This is a genomic window from Pseudomonas sp. 22085 (genome assembly GCF_052045815.1).
Taxonomy (GTDB): domain Bacteria; phylum Pseudomonadota; class Gammaproteobacteria; order Pseudomonadales; family Pseudomonadaceae; genus Aquipseudomonas; species Aquipseudomonas glycinae.
This window is the reverse complement of the sequence record NZ_JBQEQA010000016.1, coordinates 57,722-72,598: the sequence shown is the minus strand read 5'-3', so window position 1 is coordinate 72,598 and position 14,877 is coordinate 57,722. Positions and strand designations below refer to the sequence as shown.

Annotated in this window: 11 protein-coding genes; 4 read left to right on the top strand and 7 right to left on the bottom strand. The window is 61.6% G+C overall.

Features of this window, described 5'->3' with window-relative positions:
* The first annotated feature begins 3 nt into the window (after window positions 1-3).
* The 4 genes from ACTJK7_RS20065 (at window position 4) to lpxC (ending at window position 4,433) form a co-directional block, all read left to right on the top strand.
* Entirely contained in the window at window positions 4-870 is an 867-nt protein-coding gene (locus ACTJK7_RS20065) for a cell division protein FtsQ/DivIB (RefSeq protein ID WP_007956757.1), read from the top strand.
* A 15-nt stretch (window positions 871-885) separates the two neighbouring features.
* The gene (ftsA, locus tag ACTJK7_RS20060; protein ID WP_007956755.1) at window positions 886-2,145 is read left to right on the top strand and encodes a cell division protein FtsA; all 1,260 of its coding nucleotides are present in this window, start codon (window positions 886-888) and stop codon (window positions 2,143-2,145) included.
* A 67-nt stretch (window positions 2,146-2,212) separates the two neighbouring features.
* Entirely contained in the window at window positions 2,213-3,409 is a 1,197-nt protein-coding gene (ftsZ, locus tag ACTJK7_RS20055; RefSeq protein WP_007956754.1) for a cell division protein FtsZ, read from the top strand.
* Window positions 3,410-3,521: 112 nt separating this feature from the next.
* Window positions 3,522-4,433, top strand: a complete 912-nt coding sequence (gene lpxC, locus ACTJK7_RS20050; protein ID WP_007956752.1) for a UDP-3-O-acyl-N-acetylglucosamine deacetylase — start codon at window positions 3,522-3,524, stop codon at window positions 4,431-4,433.
* Between the two features lie 201 nt (window positions 4,434-4,634).
* Here lpxC and ACTJK7_RS20045 read toward each other — a convergent pair whose 3' ends face one another.
* The 7 genes from ACTJK7_RS20045 to ACTJK7_RS20015 all read right to left on the bottom strand — a co-directional run bounded on the left by ACTJK7_RS20045 (window position 4,635) and on the right by ACTJK7_RS20015 (window position 14,491).
* Window positions 4,635-6,140 carry a sensor domain-containing diguanylate cyclase gene (locus ACTJK7_RS20045; RefSeq protein ID WP_440781103.1) on the bottom strand — a complete coding sequence of 502 codons (1,506 nt, stop codon included), beginning with the start codon at window positions 6,138-6,140 and terminating at the stop codon, window positions 4,635-4,637.
* A 109-nt stretch (window positions 6,141-6,249) separates the two neighbouring features.
* Window positions 6,250-7,566 (bottom strand): OprD family porin, encoded by a 1,317-nt coding sequence (locus tag ACTJK7_RS20040; RefSeq protein WP_440781102.1) that lies wholly within the window; start codon window positions 7,564-7,566, stop codon window positions 6,250-6,252.
* 196 nt (window positions 7,567-7,762) lie between these two features.
* A complete protein-coding gene (locus tag ACTJK7_RS20035; protein WP_041475427.1) occupies window positions 7,763-7,984 on the bottom strand; it encodes a hypothetical protein in 222 nt (73 codons plus the stop codon).
* Between the two features lie 208 nt (window positions 7,985-8,192).
* Window positions 8,193-9,557 (bottom strand): heavy metal sensor histidine kinase, encoded by a 1,365-nt coding sequence (locus tag ACTJK7_RS20030; RefSeq protein ID WP_064383953.1) that lies wholly within the window; start codon window positions 9,555-9,557, stop codon window positions 8,193-8,195.
* Window positions 9,547-10,224: a heavy metal response regulator transcription factor gene (locus tag ACTJK7_RS20025; protein WP_011335857.1), complete on the bottom strand. Its 678-nt coding sequence runs from the start codon at window positions 10,222-10,224 to the stop codon at window positions 9,547-9,549. Before ACTJK7_RS20025 ends, ACTJK7_RS20030 begins: the two co-directional genes overlap by 11 nt.
* An 8-nt stretch (window positions 10,225-10,232) precedes the next feature.
* Window positions 10,233-13,334: a multidrug efflux RND transporter permease subunit gene (locus tag ACTJK7_RS20020; protein ID WP_108563205.1), complete on the bottom strand. Its 3,102-nt coding sequence runs from the start codon at window positions 13,332-13,334 to the stop codon at window positions 10,233-10,235.
* Window positions 13,331-14,491, bottom strand: a complete 1,161-nt coding sequence (locus tag ACTJK7_RS20015) for an efflux RND transporter periplasmic adaptor subunit (protein ID WP_440781101.1) — start codon at window positions 14,489-14,491, stop codon at window positions 13,331-13,333. Before ACTJK7_RS20015 ends, ACTJK7_RS20020 begins: the two co-directional genes overlap by 4 nt.
* Between the last annotated feature and the right edge of the window lie 386 nt (window positions 14,492-14,877).

The following is a 14,877-nucleotide window of genomic DNA, read 5'->3' as shown; positions in this document are numbered from 1 at the left end:
ACCATGCAAGGCGCACAGCTCAGACATCAGCCACCCGCACCCGGCCGCAAGCCGGTGCCGCGGGGTGCCAGCCGAATGGTGGCCAAAGAGCCGATGTCCGCGCGCCTGCCAAAAGCCAACTTCGGCTTCTTGAAAGGTCTGTTCTGGCCGGTGCTGCTGGTGGCCCTGGGGTTCGGCACTTACGAAGGCGCGCAGCGATTGCTGCCGTACGCCGACCGGCCGATCACCAAGATCGCGGTGCAGGGCGACCTGAGTTACATCAGCCAGCAGGCGGTGCAGCAGCGGATCGCCCCGTACGTGGCGTCGAGCTTCTTCACCATCGACCTGGCGAGCATGCGCACCGAGCTTGAGCAGATGCCGTGGATCGCCCACGCCGAAGTACGTCGGGTGTGGCCGGACCAGGTGGTGATCCGCCTCGAAGAGCAACTGCCGGTGGCCCGTTGGGGCGACGAGTCGTTGCTCAACAACCAGGGCCAGGCGTTCACGCCCAAGGAACTGGCGAACTACGAACACCTGCCGCAGCTGTTCGGTCCGCAGCGGGCCCAGCAGCAAGTGATGCAGCAATACCAGGTGCTGAGCCAGATGCTCCGGCCATTGGGCTTCTCGATTGCGCGGCTGGAGCTGCGTGAACGCGGCAGCTGGTTCCTGACCACCGGTGCCGGCAGTTCCGGCCCCGGGATCGAGCTGCTGCTGGGACGCGGCAACCTGGTGGAAAAGATGCGCCGCTTCATTGCCATCTATGACAAGACGCTCAAAGAACAGATTACGAACATTGCGCGCATCGATCTGCGCTACGCCAACGGCCTTGCTGTTGGCTGGCGGGAACCAGTAGCGCCGACGACAGCCCAACCCGCTGTCGCAAAGAATTAAGAAGAGGCAGGACCCATGGCAAACGTGCAAAGCGGCAAAATGATCGTCGGTCTCGATATCGGCACCTCCAAGGTGGTGGCGCTGGTCGGCGAGGTTGCGGACGACGGCTCGCTGGAAATCGTCGGGATCGGCACTCATCCGTCCCGCGGCCTGAAGAAAGGCGTGGTGGTCAACATCGAGTCCACCGTGCAGTCGATCCAGCGCGCGATCGAAGAAGCCCAACTGATGGCGGGCTGCCGCATTCACTCGGCGTTCGTCGGTGTGGCGGGCAATCACATTCGCAGCCTGAACTCCCACGGCATCGTCGCGATCCGTGATCGCGAAGTCAGCTCGGCGGACCTGGAGCGTGTACTCGATGCCGCCCAGGCCGTGGCGATCCCGGCCGACCAGCGTGTGCTGCACACCCTGCCGCAGGATTACGTGATCGATAACCAGGAAGGCGTGCGCGAGCCGCTGGGCATGTCCGGCGTGCGTCTGGAAGCCAAGGTTCACGTGGTCACCTGCGCCGTCAACGCCGCACAGAACATTGAAAAATGCGTGCGTCGCTGCGGTCTGGAAATCGACGACATCATTCTCGAGCAACTGGCCTCGGCCTATTCGGTCCTGACCGACGACGAAAAAGAGCTGGGCGTGTGCCTGGTCGACATCGGCGGCGGCACCACCGACATCGCGATCTTCACCGAAGGCGCGATCCGCCACACGGCCGTGATCCCGATTGCCGGTGATCAGGTGACCAACGACATCGCCATGGCGTTGCGCACCCCGACCCAGTACGCCGAAGAGATCAAGATCCGCTATGCCTGCGCCCTGGCCAAGCTGGCCGGTGCCGGCGAGACCATCAAGGTGCCGAGCGTCGGCGACCGTCCGCCGCGTGAACTGTCCCGTCAGGCCCTGGCCGAAGTGGTCGAGCCGCGTTACGACGAACTGTTCACCCTGATCCAGGCCGAGCTGCGTCGCAGCGGCTACGAAGACCTGATCCCGGCCGGCATCGTGCTGACCGGTGGTACCTCGAAGATGGAAGGCGCCACGGAACTGGCCGAAGAAATCTTCCACATGCCGGTCCGCCTGGGCGTGCCGCATGGCGTGAAGGGGCTGGATGACGTGGTACGCAACCCGATTTATTCCACTGGCGTTGGCTTGTTGATGTACGGCCTGCAGAAGCAGTCCGACGGGATCTCGTTCTCGGGCATCGGCAGCCGCGACAGCTACAGCAACGATGAGCCGCAGGCGCCGTTGCTGGACCGTTTGAAGAAGTGGGTTCAAGGCAACTTCTAACGCTTTACCGCAGCACCGCAACAAACAGCAGTAGGCGAAAAAACTAGAGAATGTAAGGAGAGGGAAAATGTTCGAACTCGTAGACAACATCCCCGCAAGCCCGGTAATCAAAGTTATCGGTGTTGGCGGTGGCGGCGGCAACGCTGTCAATCACATGGTCAAGAGCAACATCGAAGGCGTGGAATTCATCTGCGCCAACACCGATGCTCAAGCGCTGAAAAACATCGGCGCGCGCACCATTCTGCAACTGGGCACCGGCGTGACCAAAGGCCTGGGCGCCGGCGCCAACCCGGAAGTCGGCCGTCAGGCTGCGCTGGAAGATCGCGAGCGCATCGCTGAAGTGCTGGCCGGCACCAACATGGTGTTCATCACCACCGGCATGGGCGGCGGTACCGGTACCGGTGCTGCGCCGATCATCGCCGAAGTGGCCAAGGAAATGGGCATCCTGACCGTTGCGGTCGTGACCCGTCCGTTCCCGTTCGAAGGCCGCAAGCGTATGCAGATCGCCGACGAAGGCATCCGCATGCTCTCGGAAAGCGTCGACTCGCTGATCACCATTCCGAACGAAAAACTGCTGACCATCCTCGGCAAGGACGCAAGTCTCTTGTCGGCTTTCGCCAAGGCTGACGATGTACTGGCCGGTGCCGTTCGCGGTATCTCCGACATCATCAAGCGTCCGGGCATGATCAACGTCGACTTCGCCGACGTACGCACAGTGATGAGTGAAATGGGCATGGCGATGATGGGCACTGGCTGCGCCAGCGGTCCGAACCGTGCACGTGAAGCGACCGAAGCGGCCATCCGCAACCCGCTGCTGGAAGACGTGAACCTGCAAGGCGCACGCGGCATCCTGGTGAACATCACTGCCGGTCCTGACCTGTCCCTGGGTGAGTACTCCGACGTGGGTTCGATCATCGAAGCCTTCGCTTCCGAGCACGCAATGGTCAAGGTCGGTACCGTTATCGATCCGGACATGCGCGATGAACTGCACGTGACCGTGGTTGCCACTGGTCTGGGCGCAAAAATCGAGAAGCCTGTGAAGGTCATCGACAACACCGTTCACACCTCGATGGCGGCTGCTCAAGTGCAGCAACCGGCACCCGCTCGTCAGGAACAGCCAGCGGTGAACTACCGTGACCTGGACCGTCCGACCGTCATGCGCAACCAGGCTCAGGCCGGTGCTGCGACTGCCGCGAAGATGAATCCGCAAGATGACCTGGACTACCTGGACATCCCGGCTTTCCTGCGTCGTCAGGCCGATTGATGAAATGTATCAGGGGTATTCAGGTGATTGGTGTTCAGCAAAGGCTCGGTCTGCTATCATCGCCAGCCTTTGTTGATACCAGTTCGCAATTTGCGCTGAAGCGGCCCATGCCATGATTAAACAACGCACACTGAAAAATATTATCCGTGCCACCGGTGTAGGTCTGCACTCCGGGGAGAAGGTTTACCTGACCCTCAAGCCTGCACCTGTCGACACCGGGATCGTCTTTCGTCGTGCCGATCTCGATCCGGTTGTCGAGATACCGGCTCGCGCGGCCAACGTCGGCGAGACAACCATGTCGACGACGCTGGTCAACGGTGACGTGAAGGTAGACACGGTGGAGCACTTGCTCTCGGCCATGGCTGGCCTGGGCATCGATAACGCCTACGTCGAGCTCTCCGCGTCTGAAGTCCCGATCATGGATGGCAGCGCTGGACCTTTCGTATTCCTGATTCAATCGGCTGGCCTGGAAGAACAGGACGCCGCCAAGAAATTCATCCGCATCCTGCGTGAAGTGACAGTGGAAGACGGCGACAAGCGCGCCACTTTCGTCCCTTTCGAAGGGTTCAAGGTGAGCTTCGAGATCGATTTCGATCACCCGGTTTTCCGGGACCGCACCCAAAGTGCAAGCGTGGATTTTTCCAGCACTTCGTTCGTAAAAGAAGTCAGCCGCGCCCGTACTTTCGGTTTCATGAGTGACATCGAGTACCTGCGCAAGCACAACCTCGCACTCGGCGGCAGCGTGGAAAACGCGATCGTGGTCGATGCCGATGGCGTACTGAACGAAGACGGCCTTCGCTACGAAGACGAATTCGTGAAGCACAAGATCCTCGATGCGATTGGCGACCTGTACCTGCTGGGCAACAGCCTGATTGGTGAGTTCAAGGGCTTCAAGTCCGGCCACGCACTGAACAACCAGCTGCTGCGCAAGTTGATTGAGCAGAAAGATGCCTGGGAAGTCGTGACGTTCGAAGACGCCAGCACTGCACCGATCTCTTACATGCGCCCGGTTGCGGCGGTGTAAGTAAAAAACCTCTCTAGTTTTTTGAAGGCCACCTTTGGGTGGCCTTTTTTTATGCCTGCTGGTTTTGCATTGGCTGTACCGGCCTCATCGCTGGCAAGCCAGCTCCCACAGGTTCTCCAGTTATCCAAAGATCCTCAATACACCCAAAACTCTGTGGGAGCTGGCTTGCCAGCGATGAGGCCGGAAAGGCCAAAACCCCCATCAAGCCACGACGACCTGGTTCCGGCCACCTTCCTTGGCCTGATACAGCGCCCGATCCGCCGCGAACAACAGTTGTTCCAGACTGATTTCGCTCGTCGCCGTCCAGGTACTGATACCGACGCTCACGGTCATCGGTGACTGGTCTTGATTCAGGCTCGGCAATTGCTCCACCGCTGCACGAATGTGCTCGGCGATCTGCTGCGCCCCGACGCTGTCGGTTTCCGCGAGGATCACCGAAAACTCCTCACCGCCATACCGCGCCACCAGATCCGCCGGACGCCGCACATTGGCGGTGATCACTCTCGCCAGTTCACGCAACGCCTGATCCCCGGCCTGATGTCCATGCCGGTCATTGAAGGCCTTGAAGTGGTCCGCATCGATCATCAGCAATGACAGGGGTTGGCCCGAGCGTTGGGCGCGGAACCACTCGTGGCGCAGCGACTGGTCGAGCATCCGCCGGTTGGCGACCCCGGTCAGGGCATCGGTCGCCGCCAGTTGCGCCAGTTCGTGTTCGGCCCGTTGCCGCAGGCGCAGCTCTCGGGCGAGCAGCCAGGTCAGCCACAGCAGGCCGGCACACAACACGCCGGTGGCGCCGCTGATCAGGATCGCCGTGCGTCGCCACGCGCCGAACACTTCCTCGCTGGACAGGGCAACGATTACCGTCAGCGGCAGATTGCCGACCCGCGAGTAGGTGTACAGCCGTTGCTGATGATCCATGCTCGAGATGCTGTTGAAACTGCCATTGCCGTTGCTGTCGCGCAGGATCCGCACCACATTGGGCCGCGCGGCAAAGCTCTTGCCGATCGAATCGCTCTGCAGATAAGGCTTCTGTGCCAGCAGGATGCCGTCGTTATTGATGATGTTGAGGGTGCTGTCGATGCCGATGTCGAGGCTGTTGAACAGCTGATCGAAGTAATCGAGTTTCATCGACGCCACGGCCACGCCGAGGAACTCGCCGGTGTCCGACGAGATGCGCCGACTGAAACTGATCCGCCACTGGTCCGCGTCATCGCAGTCGCAGCGGGGCTTGAACGGACGGCTGATGAACATGCCGGTGTCGCGGTTGAAGGCGTGGGCGAGGAAGTAGTCACGGTCGGCGAAATTGCCTGGCAGCGGATCGACCCGTGAGGAATCGGCGATCACTTCGCCATGCTTGTCGAGCAGCAGGATGTCGCCCTTGAAGCGCGCCGTGGTGGAGCGATCGAACAACGCCAGATGGCGGATCTGCGGCGACACATCTTTCAGGTCGTCACGCTGGGCAGCGGCAATCAGCCCTTGCAGCGTCAGGTCATACAGCTCGACAGTGCGCAGCACATCGGCATCGATCAACTGGGCGATGGTGGTAGCGCTACGGGTCGCCGATTCCTGGGCGTTGGCGCGTTCACGGATCAGCAGGAACGTGACGATGCACACAATCGCGATCACGCTCAGCAGGCTGCCTGAGATCAACAGCAGCTCGGAGCGTCCGGTCGTGCCGGGAACGGAGGGGGTGCGGCTCGCGATCATGGTTCGCTTTTCGGTAGGAGATTCTTTTAAGCGTAGTTGTACCCGCTCGCTGGCACAGGCAAGAAAAAAGGCCAGCACATCGGCTGGCCTTTCTACTGTAGCGGCGATCTTAGAAGACGTTGATCGGGTAGTCGATGATCACACGGTATTCATCGGTGTCCGTATCCAGCGCGCCATAACCGTTGCCGCCGCGGTTGGTCGCCCATTGCAGGCGTACCGCGAGGTCTTTGGCCTGTCCGCTTTGCACCACGTACTTGAGGTCGATGTCGCGTTCCCAGTGCTTGGCGTTGCGACCTTCGGCGCTGTACCACGAAGCGTAACCCTTGCTGTGCGGATCGACCTTGGTCAGGTCCAGCGTGCCGCGCGAGTAGGACAGCGACGAGGTCAGACCCGGCAAGCCGACGCCGGCGAAGTCGTAGGCGTACTTGAGCTTCCACGAACGCTCGTTCGGGCCGTTGAAGTCCGAATACTGCTGCGAGTTGTCGAGGTAAACGCTGTCACCCTGGCTGATGTAATCGAACGGCGTGTTGCCGTTGACCCGCTGATACGCGGCGGTAACGCTGTGGCTGCCGATGCCCACGGTGAAATGCAGGCTGTAGGTGTTGTTGTCGATGTTGCCCAGCAGCGCGTCGCCGGTGTCCTGCGTGTGATAGAAGTGCAGACCCGGGTTGAGGGTCACCCGATCATTCAGCGCCCAGGTGTAGTCGAGGTCGTAGTAGTACTGGTTCCAGATGTCCTTCAGCTCGGACGCGTACAGGCTGCTGGTCAGGCCTTCGACGCCGCTCCAGGCCACGCCGGCCCAGTTCAGGTGCTGGCTCTTGTCGCCGTCGGCTAGGGTGCCGTAAGAGGTGCCGATGCGTTTGTGGCCGCTCTGGTTGTAGGGTTTGGTGAAGCTGGCCTGACCACCTTCGATCATCCAGCCGTCGAAGCTGTGGTTGGTCAGGCTGAGGCCGCGAAAGGTCTGCGGCAGCATGCGCGTCTCGCCACCGGCGATCACCGGGTTGGCAAGGAACAGGTCGCCGGCCTTCAGCTCGGTATCGAACGCACGCATTTTCAGGGTGCCGCCCGCCGTGGAGAACGAGCCCGGCGCTTTGCCGCTACCGTCGCTGACCGGCAGGATGCTGGAGTTGTCGGTGCCGCCACCGCCGTCGAGCTTCAGACCGAGCATGGCGTGGGCATCGAGGCCGAAGCCGACGGTGCCTTCGGTGTAACCCGACTCGAATTTGCCTAGGAACCCCTGGCCCCACTCGATGTTGTCGTCCGTCTGCTGCAGACGGTTGCGGTTCATGTAGTAGTTGCGGGCATTGAGGTTGAGGCTCGCGCCTTCGACGAAACCCTGTTTCTCGGATTCGGCGGCGTGGGCAGTGGGGGCAATCGTTGCGGCAATTGCAATGAACAGCGGGGTGAAGCGAACTGGGTAACGCACGTGCGGTAAAGCTCCTTGGGTCAACTGACACTTCAATGTCTTGAGGTGCGGGATGTTTCCAGTTGTTAAAGACGAACCAGACAGCGTTCAGACCACAACGAAAAAAGGCCGCTGAATATCAGCGGCCTGCAAGGACGACGGTTGAACGGGAAGAGCCAAACAACCGCGTCGAGGGAAACGTTGCGCGGTGCGCGACTCAGCTGTCTTTCTCGGAAGCTTGAGCCTGCGAAGTTGCGGCCTGTGGGGCTTGCGTAGCGTCCTGCGCCTTGGCCATCACTTCTGCCTGATGCTGTTCGAATGCGTGAGCGCGAGCGGCATTTTGCGCTACGAACGTCTGCGATTCTTCAGCCATCGCCAGCGGCGACAGGATCAATGAGGACAAAACGAAAGCGCTGGCAATACCCATACTGTTGGACATCTTGAAAACCTTCTTGCTTGGCAAGTGCTGTTTGGTGCGGGCAAAGATAAGGTTGCCGGGGGTTGGGAAACAGCGTGATTTTCATAAATGACTGTTACAGCAGAAGCAAAGATCAGCGGGAGAGTCGTTTCCGGGCTCGGCTTGAGAGGGACGCGGAGCGTCCCGGGCGGCATTCCCACGCAGAGCGTGGGAACGATGAGGGGTGGGCTCAGACCGGAAGGTGGATCCCGAAGGTGTTCATCCCGCGATCACTGCGCACAAACACATCGCCGCCGTGCATTAACGCGATCGCCTTGACGATCGCCAGCCCCAACCCGTGATTGTTGCCACTGTTGCTGCGCGACGCATCGACCCGGTAGAAACGCTCGAACAAGCGCGGTAAATGCTCGCTGGCAATCGGCGAACCGGGGTTGGCTACGCCGATGCTGACCTGATGGTCCTCGACCGCGATCTGGACTTCGATCACCTGACCGGGCGCGGTGTGTTGTACCGCGTTGCTCAGCAGATTGATCAAGGCCCGGCGCAGATGGGCGATCTCGATCTGTACCCGCGCGTCGCCGCTTACCCGCACCTGGACCTGCGCATCTTCGAGAATGAAGTCGAGGTATTCGAGGGTGGTCGCCACTTCATCGGCCAGCGACGTTGAGGTCAGTTTGGTGGCTTTACTGCCCTGATCGGCGCTGGCCAGAAACAGCATGTCGTTGATGATCGAGCGCAGGCGTTCCAGCTCTTCGAGGTTGGATTGCAGCACTTCGAAATAATGCTCGGCAGAGCGCCCGCGCGTCAGGGCGACCTGGGTCTGGCCGATCAGGTTGGTCAGTGGCGAGCGCAGCTCATGGGCGACGTCGGCATTGAACGATTCGAGCCGCGAATAAGCCTGTTCGACCCGCTCCAGCGTCGAGTTGAACGAGTCGACGAACTGCTCCAGTTCCGGCGGTAACGGCGACAATCGCAGACGCCCGGCCCGCAACGGCGGCGCCAGACGCTGAGCTTCCTGTGACAGTTTGATCAGCGGCTTGAGGCCGATCCGCGCCACCCAGTAACCCAAGGCCGAGGCCAGCAGCACGCCGATCACCGCCAGACTCACCAGCGCGATCAGCAACTGATGCTGGGTCTGGTGAAAGGTCTCGGTGTCGATGCCGATCATGAAGCGCAACGGCGGGCGTTGATCCTTGGCCGGCAATTCGGTGAGCAGCACTTTCAGCGGATAGGGATGGTCGGGCAGTTGCAGGTCGCGCATGCCCAGCGGGCCTTGGGCAAACGCGCGGATCAAGGCATCCGGCTCGCCGAACTCGTAGCCCGGATTGCCGCTGACCACCCAGAAACGGATGCGCTTGTCCTCTTCGCCGAGCAGCTTGAGCTTGGCGTTGATCTTCACCCAATGCTCAGGAGTGCCATAGCGGTTGAGCGCGGATTCGAGCACGCTGTAACGTGCATCCAGTTCCGCTTCCGGCAGCAGGCCGAGGCCTTTGTCCACTTGTTGATACAGCGCGCCGCCGATCAACAGGAACACCAGCAGCGCCACCAGCGTGAACATCCCGCTCAGGCGCAGGGCGATGGAATTACTGGACACCACGGCTCTCCAGCACATATCCCATGCCACGTATGGTGTGCAGCAGTTTCTCGTCGAACGGCCCGTCGAGCTTGGCCCGCAGGCGTTTGATCGCGACTTCGACCACGTTGGCGTCGCTGTCGAAATTGATGTCCCAGACCATTTCCGCAATCGCGGTTTTCGAGAGGATTTCGCCCTGACGCCGGGCCAGCACGCTGAGCAGCGAAAACTCCTTCGCGGTCAGATCCAGCCGGGTGCCGGCGCGGGTGGCCTTGCGGCTGATCAGATCGATCCACAGATCGGCGATGCTCACTTGCACCGGTTCGTGGCCGCCACTGCGCCGGGTCAGCGCTTGCAGGCGCGCCACCAGTTCGAGGAAGGAGAACGGTTTGCCGAGGTAATCGTCGGCGCCGTCGCGCAGGCCGCGGATCCGGTCTTCGACCCGTTCGCGGGCGGTGAGCATGATCACCGGTGTCTGCTTGCGCGCACGCAACGCGCGCAGCACGCCGAAGCCGTCGAGGCCCGGCAGCATCACGTCGAGAACGATCACCGCGTAGTCGCTTTCCAGCGCCAGATGCAGGCCCTCGACGCCGTCGCGGGCCCGATCCACGGTGTAACCCTGTTCCGTCAGGCCGCGGTGCAGGTAGTCCGCGGTTTTCTCTTCGTCTTCGATAATCAGAACGCGCATGACCCGCCTCAGTCTGTCGTTGCCAGCGCCGCGACGGGCGCAGGTTTGGGCTTGTGGAACAGCCGCTCAAGCCACAAGTATATGACCGGCGTGGTGAACAGCGTCAGCATCTGGCTGACCAGCAGCCCACCCACCACTGCGATTCCCAGCGGCTGGCGCAGTTCGGCGCCGGTGCCGTAACCGAGCATCAGCGGCAGGGCGCCAAGCAGCGCGGCGAGGGTGGTCATGATGATCGGCCGGAACCGCGTGATACATGCCTCGAAAATCGCATCCTGCGGCGACAAGCCGCGATGACGCTGCGCTTCCAGGGCGAAGTCGATCATCAGGATGCCGTTCTTCTTCACGATACCGATCAGCAGCACCAACCCGATCAACGCCATGATCGAAAAGTCCTGCCCGCAGATCCACAGCATGATCACCGCGCCGAGACCCGCCGCCGGCAAGGTCGAGATGATCGTCAGCGGATGGACGAAGCTCTCGTAGAGCACGCCAAGGATGATGTACACCGCCACCAGTGCCGCGAGAATCAGCCATGGCTGACTTTTCAACGAACTCTGGAACGCCTGGGCCGCACCCTGGAAGTTGCCGCTGATCGCGGTCGGCATGCCGATCTCGGCCTTGGCCTGATTGAGCAGGATGACCGCGTCGCCCAGTGCCACGCCGGGCGCCAGGTTGAACGACAGATTGGCGGCCGGGAACATGCCGTCGTGGGCGATGGACAGCGGGCCGATGGTCGGCGCGTCGAATCGGGCCAGCGCCGACAGCGGCACCATTTCTCCGCTGAGCGGTGAGCGCAGGTAGAAATAGTTGAGGCTTTCGGCCTTGCCGCGCTGCTTGGTGTCCAGCTCCAGAATCACGTTGTACTGGTTGACCTGGGTCTGGAACTCGTTGATCTGCCGCTGGCCGAAGGCGTCGTACAGCGCCTCGTCGACATCACTCGCCGTCAGGCCGAAACGCGCGGCGGCGCTGCGGTCGATGCTGATGTGGGTGATGCTGCCGCCCAGTTGCAGATCGTTGGAAATGTCACGGAACGCCGGGATGCTGCGCAGCTTTTCCGTGAGTTTCTGGGTCCAGGTGGCGAGGGTCGGCCCGTCGTTGCTCTTGAGCACGTACTGATACTGCGCACGGCTTGGGCCGGAGCTGAGGTTGATGTCCTGGCCGGCGCGCAGGTAAAGCACGATGCCGGGGACTTTCATCAGTTGCGGACGAATGCGGTCGATGAACTGGCTGGCCGAAACATCGCGGTCTCCGCGTTTTTTCAGGGCAATCCAGAAGCGTCCGTTGGCGATGGTCTGGTTGCTGCCGGACACGCCGACTGAGTGGGAAAACGCCTGGACTGCCGGGTCGGCGGCGACGATTTCGGCCATCGCCAGGTGTTTTTTCACCATGTCGCTGTAGGAGATATCGGCGGCGGCTTCGGTGGTGCCGAGGACGAAACCGGTGTCCTGCACCGGGAAGAAACCCTTGGGGATAAACACGTAGCCGCCAATCGCCAGCGCCACGGAAATGCCGAACACGCCGATCATCAATTTCTGGTGAGCGAGGGCGCGGCGCAGGCCTTTTTCGTACCAGCCGAGCAGGCGTTCACTGAAGCCCGGTTTGTCATGGGCGTGATGCACCGGTTTGCGCATGAACAGCGCTGCCAGTGTTGGCGCCAACGTCAGCGATACCAACACGGAAATCATGATGGTCGAGGTGGCCGTCAGGGCGAATTCCTTAAACAGGCGCCCGACCACACCGCCCATGAACAGCAGCGGAATGAACGCCGCCACCAGCGAGAAACTGATCGACACCACGGTGAAACCGATCTCGCCGGCGCCCTTGATCGCGGCGTCGCGCATGCTGTCGCCGGCCTCCAGATGGCGGTGAATGTTTTCCACCACCACGATGGCGTCGTCGACCACGAAACCTACCGCCACCACGATGGCCACCAGCGTCAGGTTGTTCAGACTGAAGCCGAGTAAATACATCAGCGCGAAACTGGCGGTCAGCGACACACCGAGCACCGCCGACACAATCATCGTCGCCGACAACTGGCGCAGAAACAGCGCCATCACCGCCACCACCAGCAGGATCGCGATCAGCAGCGTGATTTCCACTTCATGCAGCGAGGCGCGGATGGTCTGGGTGCGATCGATCAGGGTTTTGACCTGCACCGAGGCCGGCAGCATGGCTTCGAGGCCGGGCAGGGCGGCCTGAATCCGGTCCACGGTTTCGACGATGTTGGCGCCGGGCTGGCGCGAGATCACCAGGTTCACGCCCGGTCGATCGCCGGCCCAGGCTTGCACGTAGGCATCTTCCGAACCGTTGACGACTTTCGCGACATCCCTCAGGTGAACCGGGGCGCCGTCCTTGTAGGAAACGATGAGCTGGCTGTATTCCTCGGGGTGGAACAACTGGTCGTTGGTCGACAGCGTGGAAATGCTCGAGTCGCCGTACAACGCACCCTTGGCGAGGTTGAGGCTGGTCTGCTGGATCGCCACACGAATATCGGCGAGGGTCAGGCCGATGGCCGCCAGTTTGTCGGCCGAGGCCTGTACGCGAATTGCCGGACGTTGCTGACCGGTGATGTTGATCTGGCCTACACCGTCGATCTGACTGATCTGACGCGCGAGCAGGGTTTCCACCAGATCGCTGAGTTCAGTGCCGGGCATTTGCGTGGAGCTGACGCTGAGGATCAGCACCGGGCTGTCGGCCGGATTGACCTTCTTCCAGGTCGGCAGGGTCGGCATGTCTTTCGGCAGTTTGCCGGCGGCGGTGTTGATCGCGGCCTGCACTTCCTGGGCGGCGGTGTCGATGCTCTTGTCGAGGGTGAATTGCAGGGTCAGCAACGTGGAGCCCAGCGCACTGCTGGAGGTCATCTGGGTCATGCCGGGGATGGCGCTGAATTGCACCTCCAGCGGCGTGGCCACGGACGAAGCCATGGTGTCCGGGCTGGCGCCGGGTAACTGTGCTGAGACTTGAATCGTCGGAAATTCCGCTTCCGGCAGTGGGGCAATCGGCAGGCGCGGGAAGGCAATCACCCCGACCAGCACCAGCGCGATGGTCAGCAGAATCGTCGCCACCGGGTGATCGATGCACCAGGTCGAAACGCCTTTGTGCTGCTTCATGGCTTGGGCTCCGCTTGCACCACCTGCGGCGGTTCGCTCATGACTTGCACGGTCGAACCGGGCTTGAGCCGTGACTGGCCATCACTGACCAACACGTCGCCGGGTTTCACGCCCTTGATGATGTCCTGACCGCTGCCCTGATAAACCATCTGCACCTGCACCGCTTCAACCTTGTCGCCGTTGACCCGATAAACGAAGTGTTGGTCGAGACCGCGCTGTACGACGGTGGGCGGGACCACCAGTGCATCTTTATCCAGCGCCGTCTGAATCTTTACCGTCACCAGCAGGCCCGGCCAGAGCTTCTGGTTGGGATTGTCGAACTCGGCCTTGGCGCGGATGGTGCCGGTGTTGGCGTTGATCTGGTTATCGATCAGGGTCAGGTGACCTTCGCCGAGCAGGTTGCCGGTTTCGCCGTCGGTGTCGGCGCCGATGTAGGCCTTGACCTGTGCGCGCTGCGGATCGCTGATCAGGCCTTGCAGGGTCGGCAGCATTTGCTGGGGCAGGGAAAACTCGACGGCGATCGGGTCGATCTGGGTCACAGTGAACAGACCTTGCGCGTCGGTCATGCGCAGGAAGTTGCCTTCGTCGACCGTGCGAATCCCGACGCGGCCGGTGACCGGGGAGCGAATCTGGGTGTAGGAAAGTTGTACCTGTGCCGCGTCAATCGCGGCCTGATTGCCCTGGGCGGTGGCCTTGAGCTGGTTGACCAGTGCCTGTTGCTGGTCGTAGGTCTGCTTCGATACGCCGTCGTCGACGCTGAGCAGTTTGTAGCGCTTGAGGTTGACCAAAGCGACTTGCAGTTGCGCCTGGCTTTCGCCCAGTTGCGCCCGGGCCTGGTCGAGGCTGGCGCGGATCGAGCGGTCGTCGATGGTGGCGAGCAGGTCGCCCTGTTTCACCAGCTGACCCTCTTTGACCAAGAGCTTGGTGAGGATGCCGTCGATCTGTGGGCGCACCACGACGCTGTGCAGCGAGAGGACCGAGCCGATGCCGCTGGTGTAGCGGGGGACGTCTTTTTCGCTGACGGCGACGACTCGCACCGGGATGGCGGTGGGGGTTGCGAGTTTGGCCGGGGCGGGTTTGTATGCGTACCACAGACCGGCGGCTGCGAGGGCGATCAGCAGGGTGGCGAGCAGGGCCTTTTTCTTCTGGATTTGCATGCTTGTGGGGCGCCAGGGGGACGGGGTTTGGGCAGGTTTTGTCTTTATAAACTTGTTTGGGGGTCAGGAGGGTGACGGCTGGCTGACGGCGCTGTCAGTTTCGGCTTTTGACTTGGCGGCCTTTGGGCCGACCATGCTGTTTTGGGTTTGGGTGAATATCCGTTTCTTTGGGTGTTGCGGCTGGCGGTTCCGCTCTTACAGCGGGTCACTTTGGCAAACGCCCCAAAGTAACCAAAGGTCTTGGCCCCTGCGTTCGGCGCCTCGCTGTGGCTCGGCGTTCCTTCGTTCCGGGATTCATCCGGGGGCATCGCCTACGGTTTGCTTCGCTGCACCTCCTCTCGATGCATGCGGCTGCGCCGCACGGTCGCTGCGCTCCCACCCCCGGA